Raw genomic sequence first — 15,763 nt, 5'->3', positions numbered from 1 at the left:
CCTCGTAGCGGTTCCCGGGCGCCCCCAAAATTCTCCGGCATCGTCGTTGGCCCGTCTGGGTGCGTGGTGCAGAACTGAAACGTGCGCTGGCAGCCTCCGCGCCGCCGTCGTACGACCCAAATTTTCTTTTATAGGAGTTGAACATGGCTGATCCGGCACGTGCTGCCAAGATGGCGCAGCGGATTAAGGTTGTTGTTGCTGAGGCCCTGAGCCGGAAGGTTAAGGATCCTCGGCTTGAGGGGATTACTGTTACCGATGCCCGCGTGACCAATGATCTGCAGCATGCCACCGTCTACTACACCGTCTTTGGGGACCAGGCTTTGCAGTCTGATGCTGCCAAGGGGCTGGAGAAGGCCAAGGGTGTGCTGCGGCAGGAGGTGGGCCGCAACATCACTGCGCGGCTGACTCCCACGCTCGAATTCGTGGCCGACCAGATTCCCGTGAACGCCTCCAACCTTGAGGAACTGCTGCGGGAAGCGAAGAAGCGCGACGCCGAGGTGGCCGCCCTGGCTGCCAAGGCGAAGCACGCCGGCGACGCCGATCCCTACAAGAGCGATGTGTCCCCTGACGTGGAGATCGACGAAGACGATTTCGACGAAGAGGACCTCGACCTCAACGACACCGACGAGTTCGACGAAGACGGCAGCAAGTAGCCCGAAAACGTCAGCAGAAGGCCCGGACCGCGAATGCAGTCCGGGCCTTCTGCTTCCCAGAAACCTGTGTTCGCCTCCTGTGCCGTGCCTACCTGATATCGGCCTTGATGACCTTTCCGGCCGGAGGCCCCGCAGGAGGTGCCGCACCTGGTCCTGATGGAGGCCCTGGCAGTGCATCAATCGTGGCGTAGAGCTTCCGGCCCTGGATTTCGACGTCGGCGGGCTGGTTCACTTTCAGGAATTGGGTGCGGTGTCCCTTCCAGGCGTGGAACTTCAGGATCTCGTTGCCGAACAGTGATGCAACATAAACGTCGCCCGTGTTGGCAACAGCCAGTCCGGTGGGGCTGAGGATGTAGTCCACCCAGAGCCTGGTTGCTCCGGTCCACGGGTTGACCTTGAAGATCGCGCCGCGGTGGCCGAGGGCTTCGCTTTCAGGTCCACCGGGCAGGGACGTCACGTACAGCCAGCCGTCGGGGCCTATCTCGACGTCAGTCGGGACGAACTCGAAGGCGTAGGTGAAGCCGGCGCAGCTGGGCGCCATCAATTCCTTGGCGGCCTCGGCAGGAATCGTGAAAGGCCGGGGCGGCAGGACGGCCAGCGTCGAGATCTCGCCGGTACGGATGTTGACCCTGAGGATGGCATTCATCCCGGCGTCCGCCACGTAGGCCGTATTGCCCTGGACTGCGGTGGCGTACGGATGGGAGTCCACCACTCCCTTGTACTGGGGCGGCGGGCCGCCCTCACCGTCGGGCGGCGTGGTTTCGGCAAGGCAGGCAGCGCCCGTGCCAGGCGCGAACCCGTACTTTTGGTTGCCGTCCGGGTTGTACTTGCGTTCATACTCCGCGAGGTCCGCGATGGTCCGCACGTCTCCTCCCGGACCAATGGCCTTCAGGTAGCCCTCCAGCTTGGCGGGCTCACCGAGGCCCGCGCCGGTGCTTTCCAGGAAGAACGTCGTGGCGCCCCGCGTTTCGACGCCTGCGACGTCCCAGCCTTCAACGCCCTTGGCGTAGATGTCCTCGACGTCGCCGTCCCTGCCGATCCGGCTAAGTGTCGCTGCAAAGTCCTGGGTCACATACAGCGATTTACCGGTGCCGACGGCCAGGTGCAGGGGAGAGACCAGGCCGCCGGCCACTTCCTCGTACGGCCAGCCGTGGTGGTCCCCGCCGGACGCTGAAGATGCGGCGGCCGGGATGATGACGGCCGCCACCGCCAGGGATGCGATCAAAGCGAGTTTTCTCTTCATTGGGTACTCCGGGACTGGTGGCTTGCGGCGGGCCGGGATGAGGGTGCCCCGCAGGGAGGCAGTACAGCTGACGCCCCAGGCGCCAGACTATTCCTGTGCTGCGCAGATGTCGTCGGGACTTTCCCCCTAATGCGCCCCCTATTTCATCCCCTAACCGGGATGCGGTGGCTAGGATCGAGCTATGACCCAGGCAACTGAGCACCTTGAGGCCGCGCGCTACCTTGAGCAGGCCGTCGAATTGGCCGTCCGGAACGTTGCCGAGGGCGGCGGACCGTTCGGCGCGCTGGTGGTGACGGCGGACGGGCGCGTGCATGAAGGCGTCAACCGGGTCACCCGGGACAACGATCCCACCGCCCATGCGGAGGTGGTGGCCATCCGCGCCGCCGCTACGGCAACTGCCAACTTCGACCTCCACGGCGCGGTGCTCTACGCCAGCTGCGAGCCGTGCCCGCTCTGCCTCGCCTCTGCATTGTGGGCGCGGATTGACCGGGTCCACTTTGCCGCGGACCGGCATGGAGCCGCCGCCGCCGGCTTCGACGATGCCTTGTTCTACGACTACTTCAGCGGCACCCGCCCCGAACTGATGCCGGTCACCCGCGACGACATTCCGACGTCGGCCGCCCCCTTCAAAGCGTGGGACGCCTTCGAGGGCAAGACGGAGTATTAGGCATGGAGCCAACGCTCATCGCCTGCCCCTCCTGTGGCAAGACCAACCGGATTCCGGCGCAGGCAGCCGGGACGCCGCGCTGCGGCAACTGCAAGGCCGGGCTGCCCTGGATCGTCAACGCCGGGGACGCTGACTTCGCCGCCGTGGCTGAACGGTCACCCGTACCCGTGCTGGTTGACTTCTGGGCGGACTGGTGCGGGCCCTGCCGCATGGTGAGTCCGGTCCTGGACAAACTGGCCCGCGAACGGCCCGGCCGGATCAAGCTGGTCAAAGTCGATGTGGACAAGGCGCCCGGCCTGTCGCGGCGGTTCGACGTGCAGGCGATCCCCACCCTGATGGTGCTGGTGGACGGAAAGGTGGCCGCCCGGCAGGCGGGGGCGGCGCCCGCACAGGTGCTGCGCTCCTGGCTGGACGGGGCCCTGGGCGGCGCAGCCCGGTAATCAGCGCAGCCCAGTAAGCGGACGCGGCCCTGGAAGCGGATGCGGCCCGGTAGGCGGGCCCGCGGCCAGGTAAGCGGTCGGAGACGTTATTCCAGGCCGGTCCTTGCCGGCAGGCGTGACAGTCCCTCCAGCAGGTCCTGTTTCTGCCCGCACAGCGCGATGCGGACCCAGCCTTCGCCGATCGACCCAAAGGCAGTGCCGGGGGCCAGGGCAACACCGGCGTCCGCCAGGAACCGGCGAACCCATCCGCGCACGTCGCCGCCACTGGCGTGCGACAGATCCGCCCACAGGTAGAAGGCGCCCTGGGCCTGGAGGTACGGGATGCCCTTGGCGTCAAGGACTGCGGAGGCGGCGTCGCGGTTCTCCCGGTAGTGCCGGGAGGCGTGCTGCACATAGTCCTGCGGGCCGGTCAGGGCAGCGAGTGCGGCGTACTGGGGCGGTGCCGCCACGCAGGAGACGATGGATTCCATCACATTGTCCATCTGCTGCTTCAACTCCGGCGGACACACCAGCGCCCCGATCCGGAGGCCCGTGAGCCCGTAGGTCTTGGACAGTGTCAGGGAGGTGAACACCCGCGCTTCGCCGCGCGTCCCGCCGTCGAACCTTGCCGGGCTGATGTGCGGCACGTCGTAGGTGAACGCCTCGTAGCATTCGTCCGAGATGACCCAGAGGTCGTGCCTGCGGGCGAGCTCCATGAGCTCGCGGGTAAGGTCCCGGCCCAGGACGGCACCGAGCGGGTTGGACGGTGAGTTCAGCACCAGCACCCGCGTCCGGTCCGTGATGAGCGCCTCGATATCCTCCGTCCGGGGCTGGAAGCCATGCCCGGGGTACAGCGGATACCCCACGGGTTCGGCGTTCAGGAGCCGGGCGGTCATCGCGAAGGTGGGGTAGCCCGGGTTGGGGATCAGGATCTCATCGCCGGGGGAGAGCAGCAGGCTCATGGCCAGGTGCAGGCCCTGCTGTGCCCCGGCCACGACGTACACCCGGTCGGCTCCCACATCCACGCCCTGCTGTTCCCGGAACCTGGCGGCGAAGGCCTCCCGCAGCCCGGGAATGCCTGCATTGGGGGTGTAGTTCGTTTCATCGCGGTCCAGGCACGCCATGCCCGCATCCAGCACGTGGCGGGGGAGCGGGAAGCCAGGCTCCCCGATGCTCAGGACCAGTGCTCCCGGGGTGCGCCACGCCGCCTCGGTGATCTCGCGGATCTGGTTGACGGGCACGTCGCGGACATGGGCGGCAAGCTCGGGCATGCCTGCCATCCTAGCCGCCGCCCTGCACCGGGGCCCCAACCTGCGCCGATATACTGGTAGGCGTGCTTTCTGGACTGGTGATAGTGGACAAGCCGCAGGGATGGACCAGCCATGATGTGGTTGGCCGGATGCGGCGCCTCGCAGGGACCCGGAAAGTGGGGCACGCGGGAACCCTTGATCCGATGGCCACCGGCGTCCTGGTGGTCGGCATCAACAAGGCCACGCGCCTGCTGACCTACATTGTGGGCACGTCCAAGACCTACACCGCCACCATCCGCCTGGGCCAGTCGACAGTGACGGACGACGCCGAGGGCGAGGTTACCGCCACCGCCGGCACCGAGGGTGTCAGCGACCAGGCAATCCACGACGGCGTCGCCGCACTGACCGGCGACATCCTGCAGGTGCCCAGCAGCGTCAGCGCCATCAAGGTCAATGGCGAGCGCGCGTACGCCCGGGTCCGCTCCGGCGAGGACGTGAAGCTCGCGGCCCGGCCCGTCACCATCCACCGCTTCGAGGTCCACGGCATCCGCCGTGATGCCGGAGCCGGCGCGTTGGACCTTGACGTGACCGTGGAGTGCTCGTCCGGAACCTACATCCGTGCCCTGGCACGGGACCTGGGGAATGCCTTGGGCGTGGGCGGGCACCTCACCGCCCTCCGCCGGACCCATGTGGGCCCGTACTCACTGGACCAGGCCCGCACGCTCGACCAGCTCGCCGAGGAGCTCAACGTCCTGGAAATGTCCCAGGCGGCCCGTGCGCTCATGCCCAACCGCGAGCTGAGTGCCGAGGAAACCACGGAAATCTCGTTCGGCCGCCGCATTGCGGCCGGGGCGGAACCGGGAAGCCCCTCGGCCGCCACCCCGGACCATCCCGCCGCCGCTTTCGCCCCCGACGGAAGTCTGGTGGCACTGCTCGCTGACGCCGGCAGTTACGCAAAACCGGTCCTGGTGTTCGCACCGGGCAACGGCGCACCCGCCGCCGCGGCAGCCGGGGAGGCCTAGGGTGGACGCGTATTTCTGGATCATCCTGCAGTCGGCCTGCTGTCCACCGCCATCTGCCTGGTGGCGGGCATCATGAAGAAGGCACCCAACGACGTCACCATTCTCTCGGTGGCCGCCGTGGAACTGGCCCTGGTGGTCTACCTTGTGGGTTCGATCGTCCGGGTCATCGCAGGGGAACCCATCGCGGGCGAGGCGTGGGAATTCTGGGGCTACCTTGCCACGGCCATGCTCTTGCCCCCGGCAGCCGTCTACTGGTCCATCCTGGAACGGACGCGGTGGAGCAACTTCGTCCTTGCCGCCGTCGGCGTGACGGCCCTGGTGATGGCCGCCCGCATGAACCAGATCTGGTACTGAAGTGGAAGAAGCACGCAACGTGAATGACCAGCACACACCGGCCGCGGTGGGCAGCGCACCCGCCGGCACCCCCCGCAATACCCGGAACACGGGCCCGGGACGCCTCCTCATCGCTGTCTACGCCGTCTTTGCCATTTCGGCCTCGGCCCGCGCCGGCTACCAGATCCTCACCAAGTTCTCCGAGGCCCCGCTCGCCTACCTGCTGTCCGCCTTCGCCGCCTTGGTCTACGTGATAGCCACGATCTCCCTGGCCAAGGCCGGCAGCACCTGGTTCAAAGTGTCCGTCGCCGCCGTGCTGGTGGAGCTCGTGGGCGTCCTGGTGGTGGGGGCGCTGAGCATCTTCGACGCCGTGGCGTTCCCCCATGAGACCGTGTGGTCCCTGTTCGGCCGCGGTTACGGCTTCATCCCGCTCCTGCTGCCGATCCTGGGGCTGGTGTGGCTGTACCGGCGCCGGCCGTCGCAGGGAAAGTCGCTGGGAAAAGGGGCACGGTGAATACGGGTAACCTTGAAGAGTTCCGCGGCCGGTCCGGCTGCGGAATGTTGATGCTGCAGGCAGTCTAAGGCGAGGGTGATGGTCTACATCTGGAACGATCCGTCCGAGGTCCCGGCGGACTTCGGACCCTCTGTTGTCACCTTCGGGAACTTCGATGGTGTCCACCGGGGGCACCAGCAGGTGTTGTCCCAGCTGATCCGCTCGGCGCGGCTCACCCGGTCCAAGGCCGTGGCGGTCACCTTCGACCCGCATCCTGCGTTCGTACACCGCCCGGAGTCCGCCCCCGAGATGATCATGGGCCTGGACGACAAGCTGGAGGCACTGGGCGAACTGGGCCTGGACGCCATCCTGGTGGTCAAGTATTCACTGGACCTGGCAAGCCTCACTGCCGAGGAATTCGTGGAGCAGTACCTCGTGGACTGCCTGCACGCCAGCCACGTCGTGATCGGTCACGACGCCCGCTTCGGCCGCGGCAATTCCGGGGACCTGGACACCATGAAGGCCCTTGGTGAAAAGTTCGGCTTCGAGGTCCAGGTGATCAGCGAGTTCGGCTCCGAGGGCTACCCCCTGCATGACGACGACGGCGCGGACCGCCGCTGCTCGTCCACCTGGGTGCGTGAAGCGCTCCAGGAGGGCGACGTCGCCACGGCGGCTGCCGTGCTGGGCCGGTGGCACCGGATGCGCGGCGAAGTGGTGCATGGCGCCGCCCGCGGGCGGGCCCTGGGTTTCCCCACCGCCAACCTCGCCTCCAACGCCAGCGGCCTCATTCCTGCCGACGGCATCTACGCGGGCTGGCTTGTGGACCAGGCCGGCAAGCGCTGGCCGGCCGCCATCTCGGTGGGTTCCAATCCAACGTTCGACGGCGTCAGCCGCCAGGTGGAGGCCCACGTCATCGACAGGCCCAAGGAGGCCGTTGAGGACTTCGATCTGTACGGCCAGACAGTAGTCGTGGAATTCGTGGCGCGCTTCGGGGGATGGTGGCCTATCGTGGGCCTGAAGCACTGGTGGACCAGATGAAGCTGGACGTGGTCCAGGCCCACGACCTCCTGGTCAAACGCTGACCAGGCGCTGGCCAGAACGGGGCGCTGCAGCCGATCCGATCCACCAGCCCCGGCGGGACGCTGCCGGGGTCAGCAAGGAAAGGCAGTACGTGTCCGTCGAAAAGAACACCCGCAAGCTGGATAAAGGCATCGTCCGCGACTTCAGTTCCCGGATGAGCTACGCTCCTACCTCCAGCTGCCCACCCTGCTCAGTGCCCAGCAGCCGGTGAGCAAGCCCGAGCACCATGACGAACTGCTGTTCATCATCCAGCACCAGACCACGGAGCTGTGGCTGAAGCTGGTGTTGCATGAGTTGCGCAGTGCCGCCGCCTGGCTCCGTAACGATGACCTGGGTTCGGCGCTCAAGGGCATCGCCCGGGTCAAACATATCCAGAAGACCCTCACCGAACAGTGGTCCGTGCTGGCCACCCTGACACCCACCGAGTACTCCCAGTTCCGCGGATTCCTGGGCAACTCCTCCGGCTTCCAGTCCGCCCAGTACCGTGCCGTGGAATTCGTCCTGGGCAACAAGAATCGCAAGATGCTTCCGGTGTTCGAATCCGATCCCGAGGCGCACGCCATGCTGTCCGAACTCCTCGCGGCGCCCAGCATCTACGACGAATTCCTCGCCTACCTGTCCAGGCACGGCCTCGACGTCCCTGCCTCGGTCCTGGACCGCGACGTCAGCCGCGCCCACGAGTTCACGCCGGAACTGGTGCCGCTGTTCAAGCACATCTACGAACACGCGGCAGACAACTGGAGCGCGTACGAGGCGTGCGAGGAACTGGTTGACCTGGAAGACAATTTCCAGCTGTGGCGGTTCCGCCACCTGCGGACGGTGCAGCGGACCATCGGCATGAAGGCCGGAACGGGCGGGTCCAGCGGCGCCGCCTTCCTGCAAAAAGCCCTCGAGCTCACTTTCTTCCGGGAGTTATTCGCAGTCAGGACGGAGATCGGCCAATGACCACACAGCAGCAGCCCCTGGTGGAAGAGGAAGGCGTTGCCCTGCAGCAGCGCGCCGAAAAACTTGACCGCCAGGACCCGCTGGCCCACTACCGTGACCACTTCATCGGCACCGATACCCCGCTGTCCTACCTGGACGGCAACTCCCTGGGCCGCCCGCTGAAGAGGATGCCCGGGGACATTGCAGCCTTCATCCGCGAGGGCTGGGGCGGGCGCCTGATCCGCGCATGGGATGAGGAATGGCTGGACTTGCCACAGGCCATCGGTGACCAGCTGGGCCGGGCCGTCCTGGGTGCTGCGCCGGGACAAACGATCATCGCGGACTCCACCACGGTGGTCCTCTACAAACTGATCCGGGCCGCCCTGGCCGCGGTGGCTGACCCGGACCGGAACGAACTGGTCCTGGACACCGAGAACTTCCCCACGGACCGCTACCTCGTGGAAGGCATCGCGCTTGAAGAGGGCCTGACGCTCCGCTGGATCGAGGCCGATCCCGCCGCCGGGGTGACCGCTGACCAGGTGCGCGAAGCGACCGGCCCGCGCACCGCCGTCGTCCTTCTCAGCCAGATCGCCTACCGCTCGGGCCACCTTGCCGACCTGCCTGCCATTACCGCCGCCGTGCACGACGCCGGCGCCCTGGTGGTGTGGGATCTTTGCCACTCCGCGGGGTCGGTGGAGATCGACCTCGACGGCGCCGGCGTGGACTTCGCCGCGGGCTGCACGTACAAGTACCTGAACGGCGGCCCGGGGTCGCCGGCGTTCGCCTACGTCAACCAGCGGCACCTGGCCTCGCTGAACCAGCCCATCTGGGGCTGGATGGGCCGGAAGGACGCGTTCGAGATGGCCAAGGGGTATGAGCCGGCGGCAGGCATCCGGGGATTCCTGAGCGGCACCCCCGCCATCCTTGGGATGCTCGCCATCCGGGGGACGCTGGACCTGATCGAGGAAGCGTCCATGGCTGCCATCCGGGCAAAGTCGGAGAAGCTGACGGCGTTCGCCGTCGAAATCTTCGACGCGTGGCTGGCACCGCTGGGCGCCGAACTGGCCACCCCGCGCAGTCCGGGGGAGCGGGGCAGCCACATTACCGTGGACCACCCCGGGTTCACCAAGGCCACCGTGGCGTCGCTGTGGGATGACGACGTGATCCCCGACTTCCGCTCGCCCCGCGGCATCCGCATCGGCCTCTCGCCCCTGAGCACCAGCTTCCAGGAGGTGCTGCAGGGAATGGCGGCCATCCGGGACCGGCTGCAGGACTAACACCGACTGTTTCGACAGGTTAGGCCCGGGCCGGTAAACTTGACGATGGATCCGGCTGCAGTCCGTGGCGGCTGGTTCCTGTCGTGTTCGGACCTTCCCGGTTTTCCGGGGCCAGGCCGCGGCGGCAGACCCGGCAGTGATTTTCTGACCGGGCCCTCACGGCACATTTCATAGGAGTTAATGTGGCACTTGACGCCGCTGTAAAGCAGTCCATCATCAAGGAATACGCAACCGCAGAAGGCGACACCGGTTCACCGGAGGTCCAGGTTGCTGTCCTGACCCAGCGGATCAAGGATCTGACTGAGCACATGAAGGAGCACAAGCACGACTTCCACACCCAGCGCGGCCTGCTGGCCATGGTGGGTCGCCGCAAGCGCATGCTGAGCTACCTCAAGAAGACCGACATCGCCCGCTACCGTTCGCTCATCGAGCGCCTCGGCCTGCGCCGCTAGTCAGACTTCGGGGGCGGCCCTTTCCAGGACGGGACGGGCCGCCTTCTTCAATCAAAACTAAACAGGAGGATCAACCGCATCACGCATTCGCGGTCCTCGGTAGTGATCCCCGGGAAGGCTTCAGCGACTGAAGTCCCGGCCCGTGGGTCTCGATCGATGACCGGGTGCAGGGCCAGTAGACAGATGCTGGCCAGGTTGATGCGGCTGGACTTCCGTAAACAGAAACGGAGGTGACTCTCTTGGAGGGTCCCGAAATCCAGTTCTCAGAAGCAATCATCGACAACGGCCGCTTCGGCAAGCGCGTGGTCCGGTTCGAAACCGGCCGCCTCGCCAAGCAGGCAGCCGGCGCAGCCATGGTGTACATCGACGAGGACACCGCGCTGCTGTCCGCCACCACTGCCGGCAAGCACCCGCGCGAAGGCTTTGACTTCTTCCCGCTGACGGTCGACGTCGAAGAGCGCATGTACGCCGCCGGACGCATCCCGGGCTCGTTCTTCCGCCGTGAAGGCCGCCCGTCCACCGAGGCCATCCTGGCCTGCCGCCTGATGGACCGCCCGCTGCGCCCCGCCTTCATCAAGGGCCTGCGCAACGAGGTCCAGATCGTGGTCACCGTCCTGGCAATCAACCCCGACGAGCTGTACGACGTGGTGGCCATCAACGCCTCCTCGATGTCCACCCAGCTTTCCGGCCTGCCCTTCTCCGGCCCCATCGGCGGCGTCCGCGTTGCCCTGGTCGCCGACGAAAACGGCTCCCAGTGGGTTGCCTTCCCGAAGCACTCACAGCTGGAAAACTCCGTGTTCAACATGGTGGTTGCCGGCCGCGTTGCCGGTGACGACGTCGCCATCATGATGGTCGAAGCCGAAGCCACGGACAACTCCTGGACCCTCATCAAGGAACAGGGCGCCACCGCCCCCACCGAAGAGGTTGTTTCCGAGGGCCTCGAGGCTGCCAAGCCGTTCATCAAGGCTCTCTGCGACGCCCAGGCCGACCTCGCCGCCCGTGCTGCCAAGCCGACGGTCGAATTCCCTGTCTTCCTCGACTACGAGGACGACGCCTACGCCGCCGTGGAGTCCGCAGCCAGCGAGAAGCTGACCGCTGTCTTCCAGATCGCTGACAAGCAGGAGCGCGAGAACGCTGCCGACGCCCTCAAGGACGAAGTGCTGGCCAACCTTGCCGGCCAGTTCGAGGGCCGCGAGAAGGAACTGTCCGCAGCATTCCGCTCGGTCACCAAGCACGTGGTGCGCCAGCGCATCCTCAAGGACCAGATCCGCATCGACGGCCGCGGCCTGACCGACATCCGCCAGCTCACCGCTGAGGTTGAGGTCCTGCCCCGCGTCCACGGTTCGGCGATCTTCGAGCGCGGCGAAACCCAGATCATGGGTGTCACCACGCTGAACATGCTCAAGATGGAGCAGCAGATCGACTCGCTGTCGCCGGTGAAGACCAAGCGCTACATGCACAACTACAACTTCCCGCCGTACTCCACCGGTGAAACCGGCCGCGTGGGCTCGCCCAAGCGCCGTGAAATCGGCCACGGCGCCCTGGCGGAACGCGCCCTGGTGCCGGTCCTGCCGTCCCGCGAGGAGTTCCCGTACGCCATCCGCCAGGTATCCGAGGCCCTCGGTTCGAACGGTTCGACGTCGATGGGTTCCGTCTGCGCCTCCACCCTCTCCATGCTGAACGCCGGTGTGCCCCTGAAGGCCGCCGTCGCCGGTATCGCCATGGGCCTGGTTTCCGACCAGGTGGACGGCCAGACCCGCTACGCAGCCCTGACAGACATCCTCGGCGCCGAAGATGCCTTCGGTGACATGGACTTCAAGGTCGCCGGTACCGCAGAGTTCGTCACGGCCATCCAGCTGGACACCAAGCTCGACGGCATCCCCGCTTCGGTGCTGGCAGCAGCCCTGAAGCAGGCCCGCGAAGCACGCCTGCACATCCTCGAGGTCATCAACTCGGCGATCGACACCCCGGACGAGCTCTCCGAGTTCGCACCGCGCGTCATCGCCGTGAAGATCCCCGTGGACAAGATCGGTGAGGTCATTGGCCCCAAGGGCAAGATGATCAACCAGATCCAGGAAGACACCGGCGCCGACATCTCCATCGAGGACGACGGCACGGTCTACATCGGCGCCACCGACGGCCCGTCTGCCGAGGCAGCACGTTCCGCCATCAACGCCATCGCCAACCCGCAGGTCCCCGAGATCGGTGAGCGCTACCTGGGCACGGTCGTCAAGACCACCACCTTCGGTGCATTCGTTTCGCTGACCCCGGGCAAGGACGGCCTCCTGCACATCTCCGAGCTCCGCAAGCTGGCCAACGGCAAGCGCGTGGACAACGTGGATGACGTCGTGTCCGTCGGCCAGAAGATCCAGGTGGAAATCACCAAGATCGACGACCGCGGAAAGCTGTCGCTCGCCCCCGTGGTGGCCGAGGAGGAAGGTGCGGCTGAGACCGAGCGCGCCCACACCACGGAACCTGCTGAAGGCGCTGACGTCTAACAGCTCCGGTTTCCGGCAGAAGCAATGAATCGGCGGGGCCGGTGGATGATCCACCGGCCCCGCCGCTGTTACGATGGCAGCCAGATCCGGCTGCCCGTTTTGAAAGGCCTCAATGACTGTTGTACCCCTGCCTCTTGAGCAGAACCACCGCGGCAATACCCTGGTCCACGGTTCCGACGGCGGCTCCGAAGTCCGGCGTTCCGTGCTGCCCGGGGGAGTGCGGGTGCTGACGGAGGCCATGCCGGGGCAGAGGTCAGCCACGATCGGTTTCTGGGTGGGCGTCGGCTCCCGGGACGAGGCCCCGGGCCAGCACGGGTCCACCCACTTCCTTGAACACCTGCTGTTCAAGGGCACCAAACGCCGCACTGCACTGGAGATCGCGTCGGCGTTCGACGAGGTGGGCGGGGAATCAAACGCCGCCACCGCCAAGGAAAGCACCTGCTACTTTGCCCGGGTGCTCGATACGGACCTGCCTATGGCCATCGACGTGATCGCGGACATGATCACCGGTGCGGTCATCGACCCCACCGAGATGGAGCAGGAACGGGACGTCATCCTCGAAGAGATCGCGATGGACAGCGACGATCCCACGGACGTGGCCCACGAGCACTTTGTGGCCGCCGTTCTCGGCAACCACCCCCTGGGCCGTCCCATCGGCGGAACGCCTGCCGCGATCAAGGCTGTGGCCCGTGACTCAGTGTGGGAGCACTACCGACGCTACTACCGGCCGGACGAACTGGTGATCACGGCTGCGGGTGGCCTGGAGCATGACGTGGTGTGCGACCTCGTCATCAGCGCACTGGAATCGGCCGGGTGGTCCCTGGAGTCCAACGCTTCACCGGTCAAGCGGCGCTCCACGGAGCCCTCGCTCATCACAGGCACCGCGGGGCTGCATGTGGTCAAGCGCGCCGTAGAGCAGGCCAACATCATCATGGGCTGCCCCACCATTGTTGCCACGGACGAGCGCCGCTACGTCATGAGCGTCCTCAACGCTGTGCTGGGCGGGGGCATGTCCTCCCGGCTCTTCCAGGAGATCCGGGAGAAGAGGGGACTGGTGTACTCCACGTACTCCTTCGCTTCCTCCTACGCCGATGCCGGCTATTTCGGCATGTACGCCGGGTGCACCCCGTCGAAGGTCCGGCAGGTGCTGGACCTGCTGGGTGTCGAGCTGGACAAGCTCGCCGAGCACGGCATCTCCGACGAGGAGCTCCGCAAGGCGGTAGGACAACTGGGCGGCGGGATTGTCCTGGCCCTGGAGGACACCGGTTCACGGATGTCCCGGCTGGGCCGCGCCGAACTGGTTTCCGGGGAATACCAGGACATTGACGAAACCCTTCGCCTCATCAAGGCCGTCACCGCCGAGCAGGTCCAGGATCTTGCAGCCGAACTTGCCGCCGCACCACGGACCGTGACAGTTGTCGGCCCCTTCGAGGAGACGGAAACCTTCGGGCTCTGACCCCTGCCGCCACATTCGGGCCCGGGCATAGGATGGGCGCATTCGACGTCGGCAGAGGGCTGACGCCTTGCGGGGAGGGGTGAGGGGCGTGGACGGACCCCTGCCGGGTACGGACAACATCGGCCGGGAAGATTCCGGCGGCTTCAGCCCTGCCGGCATCAACCCTGCGAGATCAACCCTGCCGAGATCAACCCTGCTGGCATCAACCCTGCTGACATCAGTGCCGCCGGCAGCTATGCCGATGCCCGGGAGGCCGTCGGGGTCCCTCCTTCTGGTGTCCAGCCCGCTGACCACCCTGCCCTGCGCGGTCTCCTCGGCCACTGGCGGGGGAGTACGCGCCTGGCTGCCGGCCCCTGGGGGCCGGAGCGTACCGTGGAGGCTGAAGTCACCTACCGGCGGGTGGCCAGTGGCTTCGGCGTTGTGCAAACCTACAGCCACCGTGAGCCGGACGGGACGCACTTCGAAGGCCACGGAATGTTCACGGTTGATCCCGACCACCCCGATGTTCTCTGGTACCACGCCGACACCACGGACCCGGTGCCGGGGGTTCCAGACCGCTGCACCTGGCGAGGTGGCGTCCTTCGGGTCGAGCGCCATGGCAGTGCCGGCTGGACCCGCCACTCCGTGCGCCTCGACGGCGATGTGCTGATCCATGTGACGGAGCTTCGGTCGCGTGCGCCTTCCAGGACGCAGTCCGGCGGGAGCGCCGAAAATGCCGGCGCTGATGGCACAGGATCGGCTTACACCTCGTTCATGACCTCAGCGTTCACGCGGGCCTGACGGCCGCAGGTCGCCAGGACGCTCGTGATTAGCGAGGGGCCCTGGTTCACGCCCGTACAGGATCACGTCACGACCGGAACACGGTTTTTCAAGTCCCAGTTTTCCAGGGCCATGTCCTTTTCTGGGTCCGGTGGGAGGACGGTGGGCATGGCGTAGAAGTCGTCCCATACTGGGTCGTAGGGTGCGATGTCGTCGGCGTCGATAAGGTTGTCGTCCCCCGGTTCTTCACAGGGCGGTTCTTCCCATGGTGGTTCTTCCCATGGTGGTTTGGCACAGGGTGGTGCTGATTCCAGCCATTCCGGAGGGCACCATGCCTCGGCGGGGGAGTCATCTGCTCCAGTTTGTCCCTTTAGGTGCGGCACGGTGTTCAGTTCCTGGACCAGGACGTTGCCTGGCCAGATGGTTGGTTTGCGGTCAGGTTGTTCGCTGGAGTATTGGCGGCCGGTGGGTGATTTCCAGCCGGGTGGTTCGGTTTCCGTTGCTTGGGTGGGTGTCCAGCCGCTGTTGTGTTTGAGGCGGTGGTGTTTTGGGCAGAGTTGTGCCAGGTTGCTGATCCCGGTTGTTCCGCCGTGTTGCCACGCTCGGAGGTGGTCGGCTTCGTTGTCGAGGGCGTTGTTGTTGCAGCCGGGGAAGGTACATTTGCCGTCCCTGAGGGCCAGGGCTTGCCGCATTGCTTTGGTGAGCCGGTAGCTGGTGCGGCCAATTTCCAGCGGGGCTCCGTCGCGAGGGTCAACGAGGACGCGGGTGAAGGAATCTGCTCCGTCGGCGAGGAGTTTGCGGGCCATCGCCGCCGGGATCGGGCCGTAGCCGTCCAGGGTGGCCGGTTCATCAGTCAGGCCGAGCAGGGCGAACACAGGGACGGTGACGATGACGTCGGTGCGGGGTGTGGGGACTTTCCCGGTTTCGGGGCTGGCGTCAGGGGACGTGGTGTTGGTACTGGTTCCCGTTTGGCCGCTGGTGTCGGCGGTGCTGTTGTCTTTGGTGCCGGGGCTATTGGTTGCGCCGATGTGATCGTTCGTTCCGAGGTGAGTGTTGTCGGGGATGCCGAGGTCCGCTGCTGGTTCGTCGGATCCGAAGAGGGTGGCGAGCCCGAGGAACTCATCAGGGAACTGGTCCTCCGCGGCGCCTTGAACCTCATCGCCTTCCGTGTCCCCGCTGCGTGCGGGGGTGCTGCTGTTGGGCCTGCTGCCGGTGACGGCGTCTGTGGTGGTAGTTG

13 protein-coding genes and 3 pseudogenes are annotated in these 15,763 nt (G+C 66.2%); 13 read left to right on the top strand and 3 right to left on the bottom strand.

Going from position 1 to position 15,763, the window contains the following annotated elements:
• Window positions 1–143 precede the first annotated feature (143 nt).
• Window positions 144–653: a 30S ribosome-binding factor RbfA gene (gene rbfA / locus G205_RS18980; RefSeq protein ID WP_009372976.1), complete on the top strand. Its 510-nt coding sequence runs from the start codon at window positions 144–146 to the stop codon at window positions 651–653.
• Between the two features lie 88 nt (window positions 654–741).
• Here the strand turns inward: rbfA and G205_RS18975 are convergent, their stop codons facing one another.
• The gene (locus G205_RS18975) at window positions 742–1,896 is read right to left on the bottom strand and encodes a ScyD/ScyE family protein (RefSeq protein ID WP_035753845.1); all 1,155 of its coding nucleotides are present in this window, start codon (window positions 1,894–1,896) and stop codon (window positions 742–744) included.
• A 181-nt stretch (window positions 1,897–2,077) separates the two neighbouring features.
• Between G205_RS18975 and G205_RS18970 the strand changes: the two genes are divergently transcribed.
• Both G205_RS18970 and trxA read left to right on the top strand, forming a co-directional pair.
• Window positions 2,078–2,563, top strand: a complete 486-nt coding sequence (locus G205_RS18970; RefSeq protein WP_009372974.1) for a nucleoside deaminase — start codon at window positions 2,078–2,080, stop codon at window positions 2,561–2,563.
• A 2-nt stretch (window positions 2,564–2,565) separates the two neighbouring features.
• A complete protein-coding gene (trxA, locus tag G205_RS18965) occupies window positions 2,566–3,003 on the top strand; it encodes a thioredoxin (RefSeq protein WP_009372973.1) in 438 nt (145 codons plus the stop codon).
• A gap of 86 nt (window positions 3,004–3,089) precedes the next feature.
• On the opposite strand, the gene G205_RS18960 is transcribed toward trxA, so the two are convergent.
• Window positions 3,090–4,253, bottom strand: a complete 1,164-nt coding sequence (locus tag G205_RS18960; RefSeq protein WP_009372972.1) for a pyridoxal phosphate-dependent aminotransferase — start codon at window positions 4,251–4,253, stop codon at window positions 3,090–3,092.
• Between the two features lie 62 nt (window positions 4,254–4,315).
• Between G205_RS18960 and truB the strand changes: the two genes are divergently transcribed.
• From truB to G205_RS18910, 10 genes and pseudogenes are all read left to right on the top strand, one after another.
• Complete coding sequence (truB, locus tag G205_RS18955) at window positions 4,316–5,254, top strand: tRNA pseudouridine(55) synthase TruB (RefSeq protein ID WP_083875120.1); 939 nt, start codon at window positions 4,316–4,318, stop codon at window positions 5,252–5,254.
• Window position 5,255: 1 nt separating this feature from the next.
• A pseudogene (locus G205_RS18950) lies at window positions 5,256–5,608 on the top strand (hypothetical protein).
• A 19-nt stretch (window positions 5,609–5,627) separates the two neighbouring features.
• On the top strand, window positions 5,628–6,101 hold the full coding sequence (locus G205_RS18945; RefSeq protein ID WP_009372969.1) for a hypothetical protein: 474 nt from the start codon (window positions 5,628–5,630) through the stop codon (window positions 6,099–6,101).
• Window positions 6,102–6,179: 78 nt separating this feature from the next.
• Window positions 6,180–7,162: pseudogene (locus G205_RS18940) on the top strand (bifunctional riboflavin kinase/FAD synthetase).
• An 89-nt stretch (window positions 7,163–7,251) separates the two neighbouring features.
• A pseudogene (gene kynA / locus G205_RS18935) lies at window positions 7,252–8,105 on the top strand (tryptophan 2,3-dioxygenase).
• On the top strand, window positions 8,102–9,361 hold the full coding sequence (locus G205_RS18930) for a kynureninase (protein WP_009372967.1): 1,260 nt from the start codon (window positions 8,102–8,104) through the stop codon (window positions 9,359–9,361). The pseudogene kynA and the gene G205_RS18930 overlap by 4 nt, the downstream one beginning before the upstream one ends.
• A 182-nt stretch (window positions 9,362–9,543) precedes the next feature.
• On the top strand, window positions 9,544–9,813 hold the full coding sequence (gene rpsO, locus G205_RS18925; RefSeq protein WP_009372966.1) for a 30S ribosomal protein S15: 270 nt from the start codon (window positions 9,544–9,546) through the stop codon (window positions 9,811–9,813).
• Between the two features lie 239 nt (window positions 9,814–10,052).
• On the top strand, window positions 10,053–12,311 hold the full coding sequence (locus G205_RS18920) for a polyribonucleotide nucleotidyltransferase (protein WP_009359430.1): 2,259 nt from the start codon (window positions 10,053–10,055) through the stop codon (window positions 12,309–12,311).
• 112 nt (window positions 12,312–12,423) lie between these two features.
• Window positions 12,424–13,767 carry a M16 family metallopeptidase gene (locus tag G205_RS18915; protein WP_009359429.1) on the top strand — a complete coding sequence of 448 codons (1,344 nt, stop codon included), beginning with the start codon at window positions 12,424–12,426 and terminating at the stop codon, window positions 13,765–13,767.
• A 372-nt stretch (window positions 13,768–14,139) separates the two neighbouring features.
• Window positions 14,140–14,547: a hypothetical protein gene (locus tag G205_RS18910; RefSeq protein ID WP_009359428.1), complete on the top strand. Its 408-nt coding sequence runs from the start codon at window positions 14,140–14,142 to the stop codon at window positions 14,545–14,547.
• A 62-nt stretch (window positions 14,548–14,609) separates the two neighbouring features.
• On the opposite strand, the gene G205_RS21415 is transcribed toward G205_RS18910, so the two are convergent.
• The coding region (locus G205_RS21415; RefSeq protein ID WP_009359427.1) for an HNH endonuclease signature motif containing protein at window positions 14,610–15,763 on the bottom strand (1,154 nt) is incomplete at its 5' end.

This window comes from Arthrobacter nitrophenolicus, from assembly GCF_000332815.1.
In the GTDB taxonomy this organism is placed as follows: Bacteria; Actinomycetota; Actinomycetes; order Actinomycetales; family Micrococcaceae; genus Arthrobacter; species Arthrobacter nitrophenolicus.
The sequence above is the reverse complement of the archived record's forward strand: the minus strand, read 5'-3'. Positions and strand labels throughout refer to the sequence as shown.

Bases quoted from the DNA above. Each gene is read 5' to 3' on its own strand.
- G205_RS18960 (WP_009372972.1), bottom strand. From the start codon at position 4,253: ATGCCCGAGCTTGCCGCCCATGTCCGCGACGTGCCCGTCAACCAGATC.
- G205_RS18975 (WP_035753845.1), bottom strand. From the start codon at position 1,896: ATGAAGAGAAAACTCGCTTTGATCGCATCCCTGGCGGTGGCGGCCGTC.
- G205_RS18930 (WP_009372967.1), top strand. From the start codon at position 8,102: ATGACCACACAGCAGCAGCCCCTGGTGGAAGAGGAAGGCGTTGCCCTG.
- rbfA (WP_009372976.1), top strand. From the start codon at position 144: ATGGCTGATCCGGCACGTGCTGCCAAGATGGCGCAGCGGATTAAGGTT.
- trxA (WP_009372973.1), top strand. From the start codon at position 2,566: ATGGAGCCAACGCTCATCGCCTGCCCCTCCTGTGGCAAGACCAACCGG.
- G205_RS18970 (WP_009372974.1), top strand. From the start codon at position 2,078: ATGACCCAGGCAACTGAGCACCTTGAGGCCGCGCGCTACCTTGAGCAG.
- G205_RS18915 (WP_009359429.1), top strand. From the start codon at position 12,424: ATGACTGTTGTACCCCTGCCTCTTGAGCAGAACCACCGCGGCAATACC.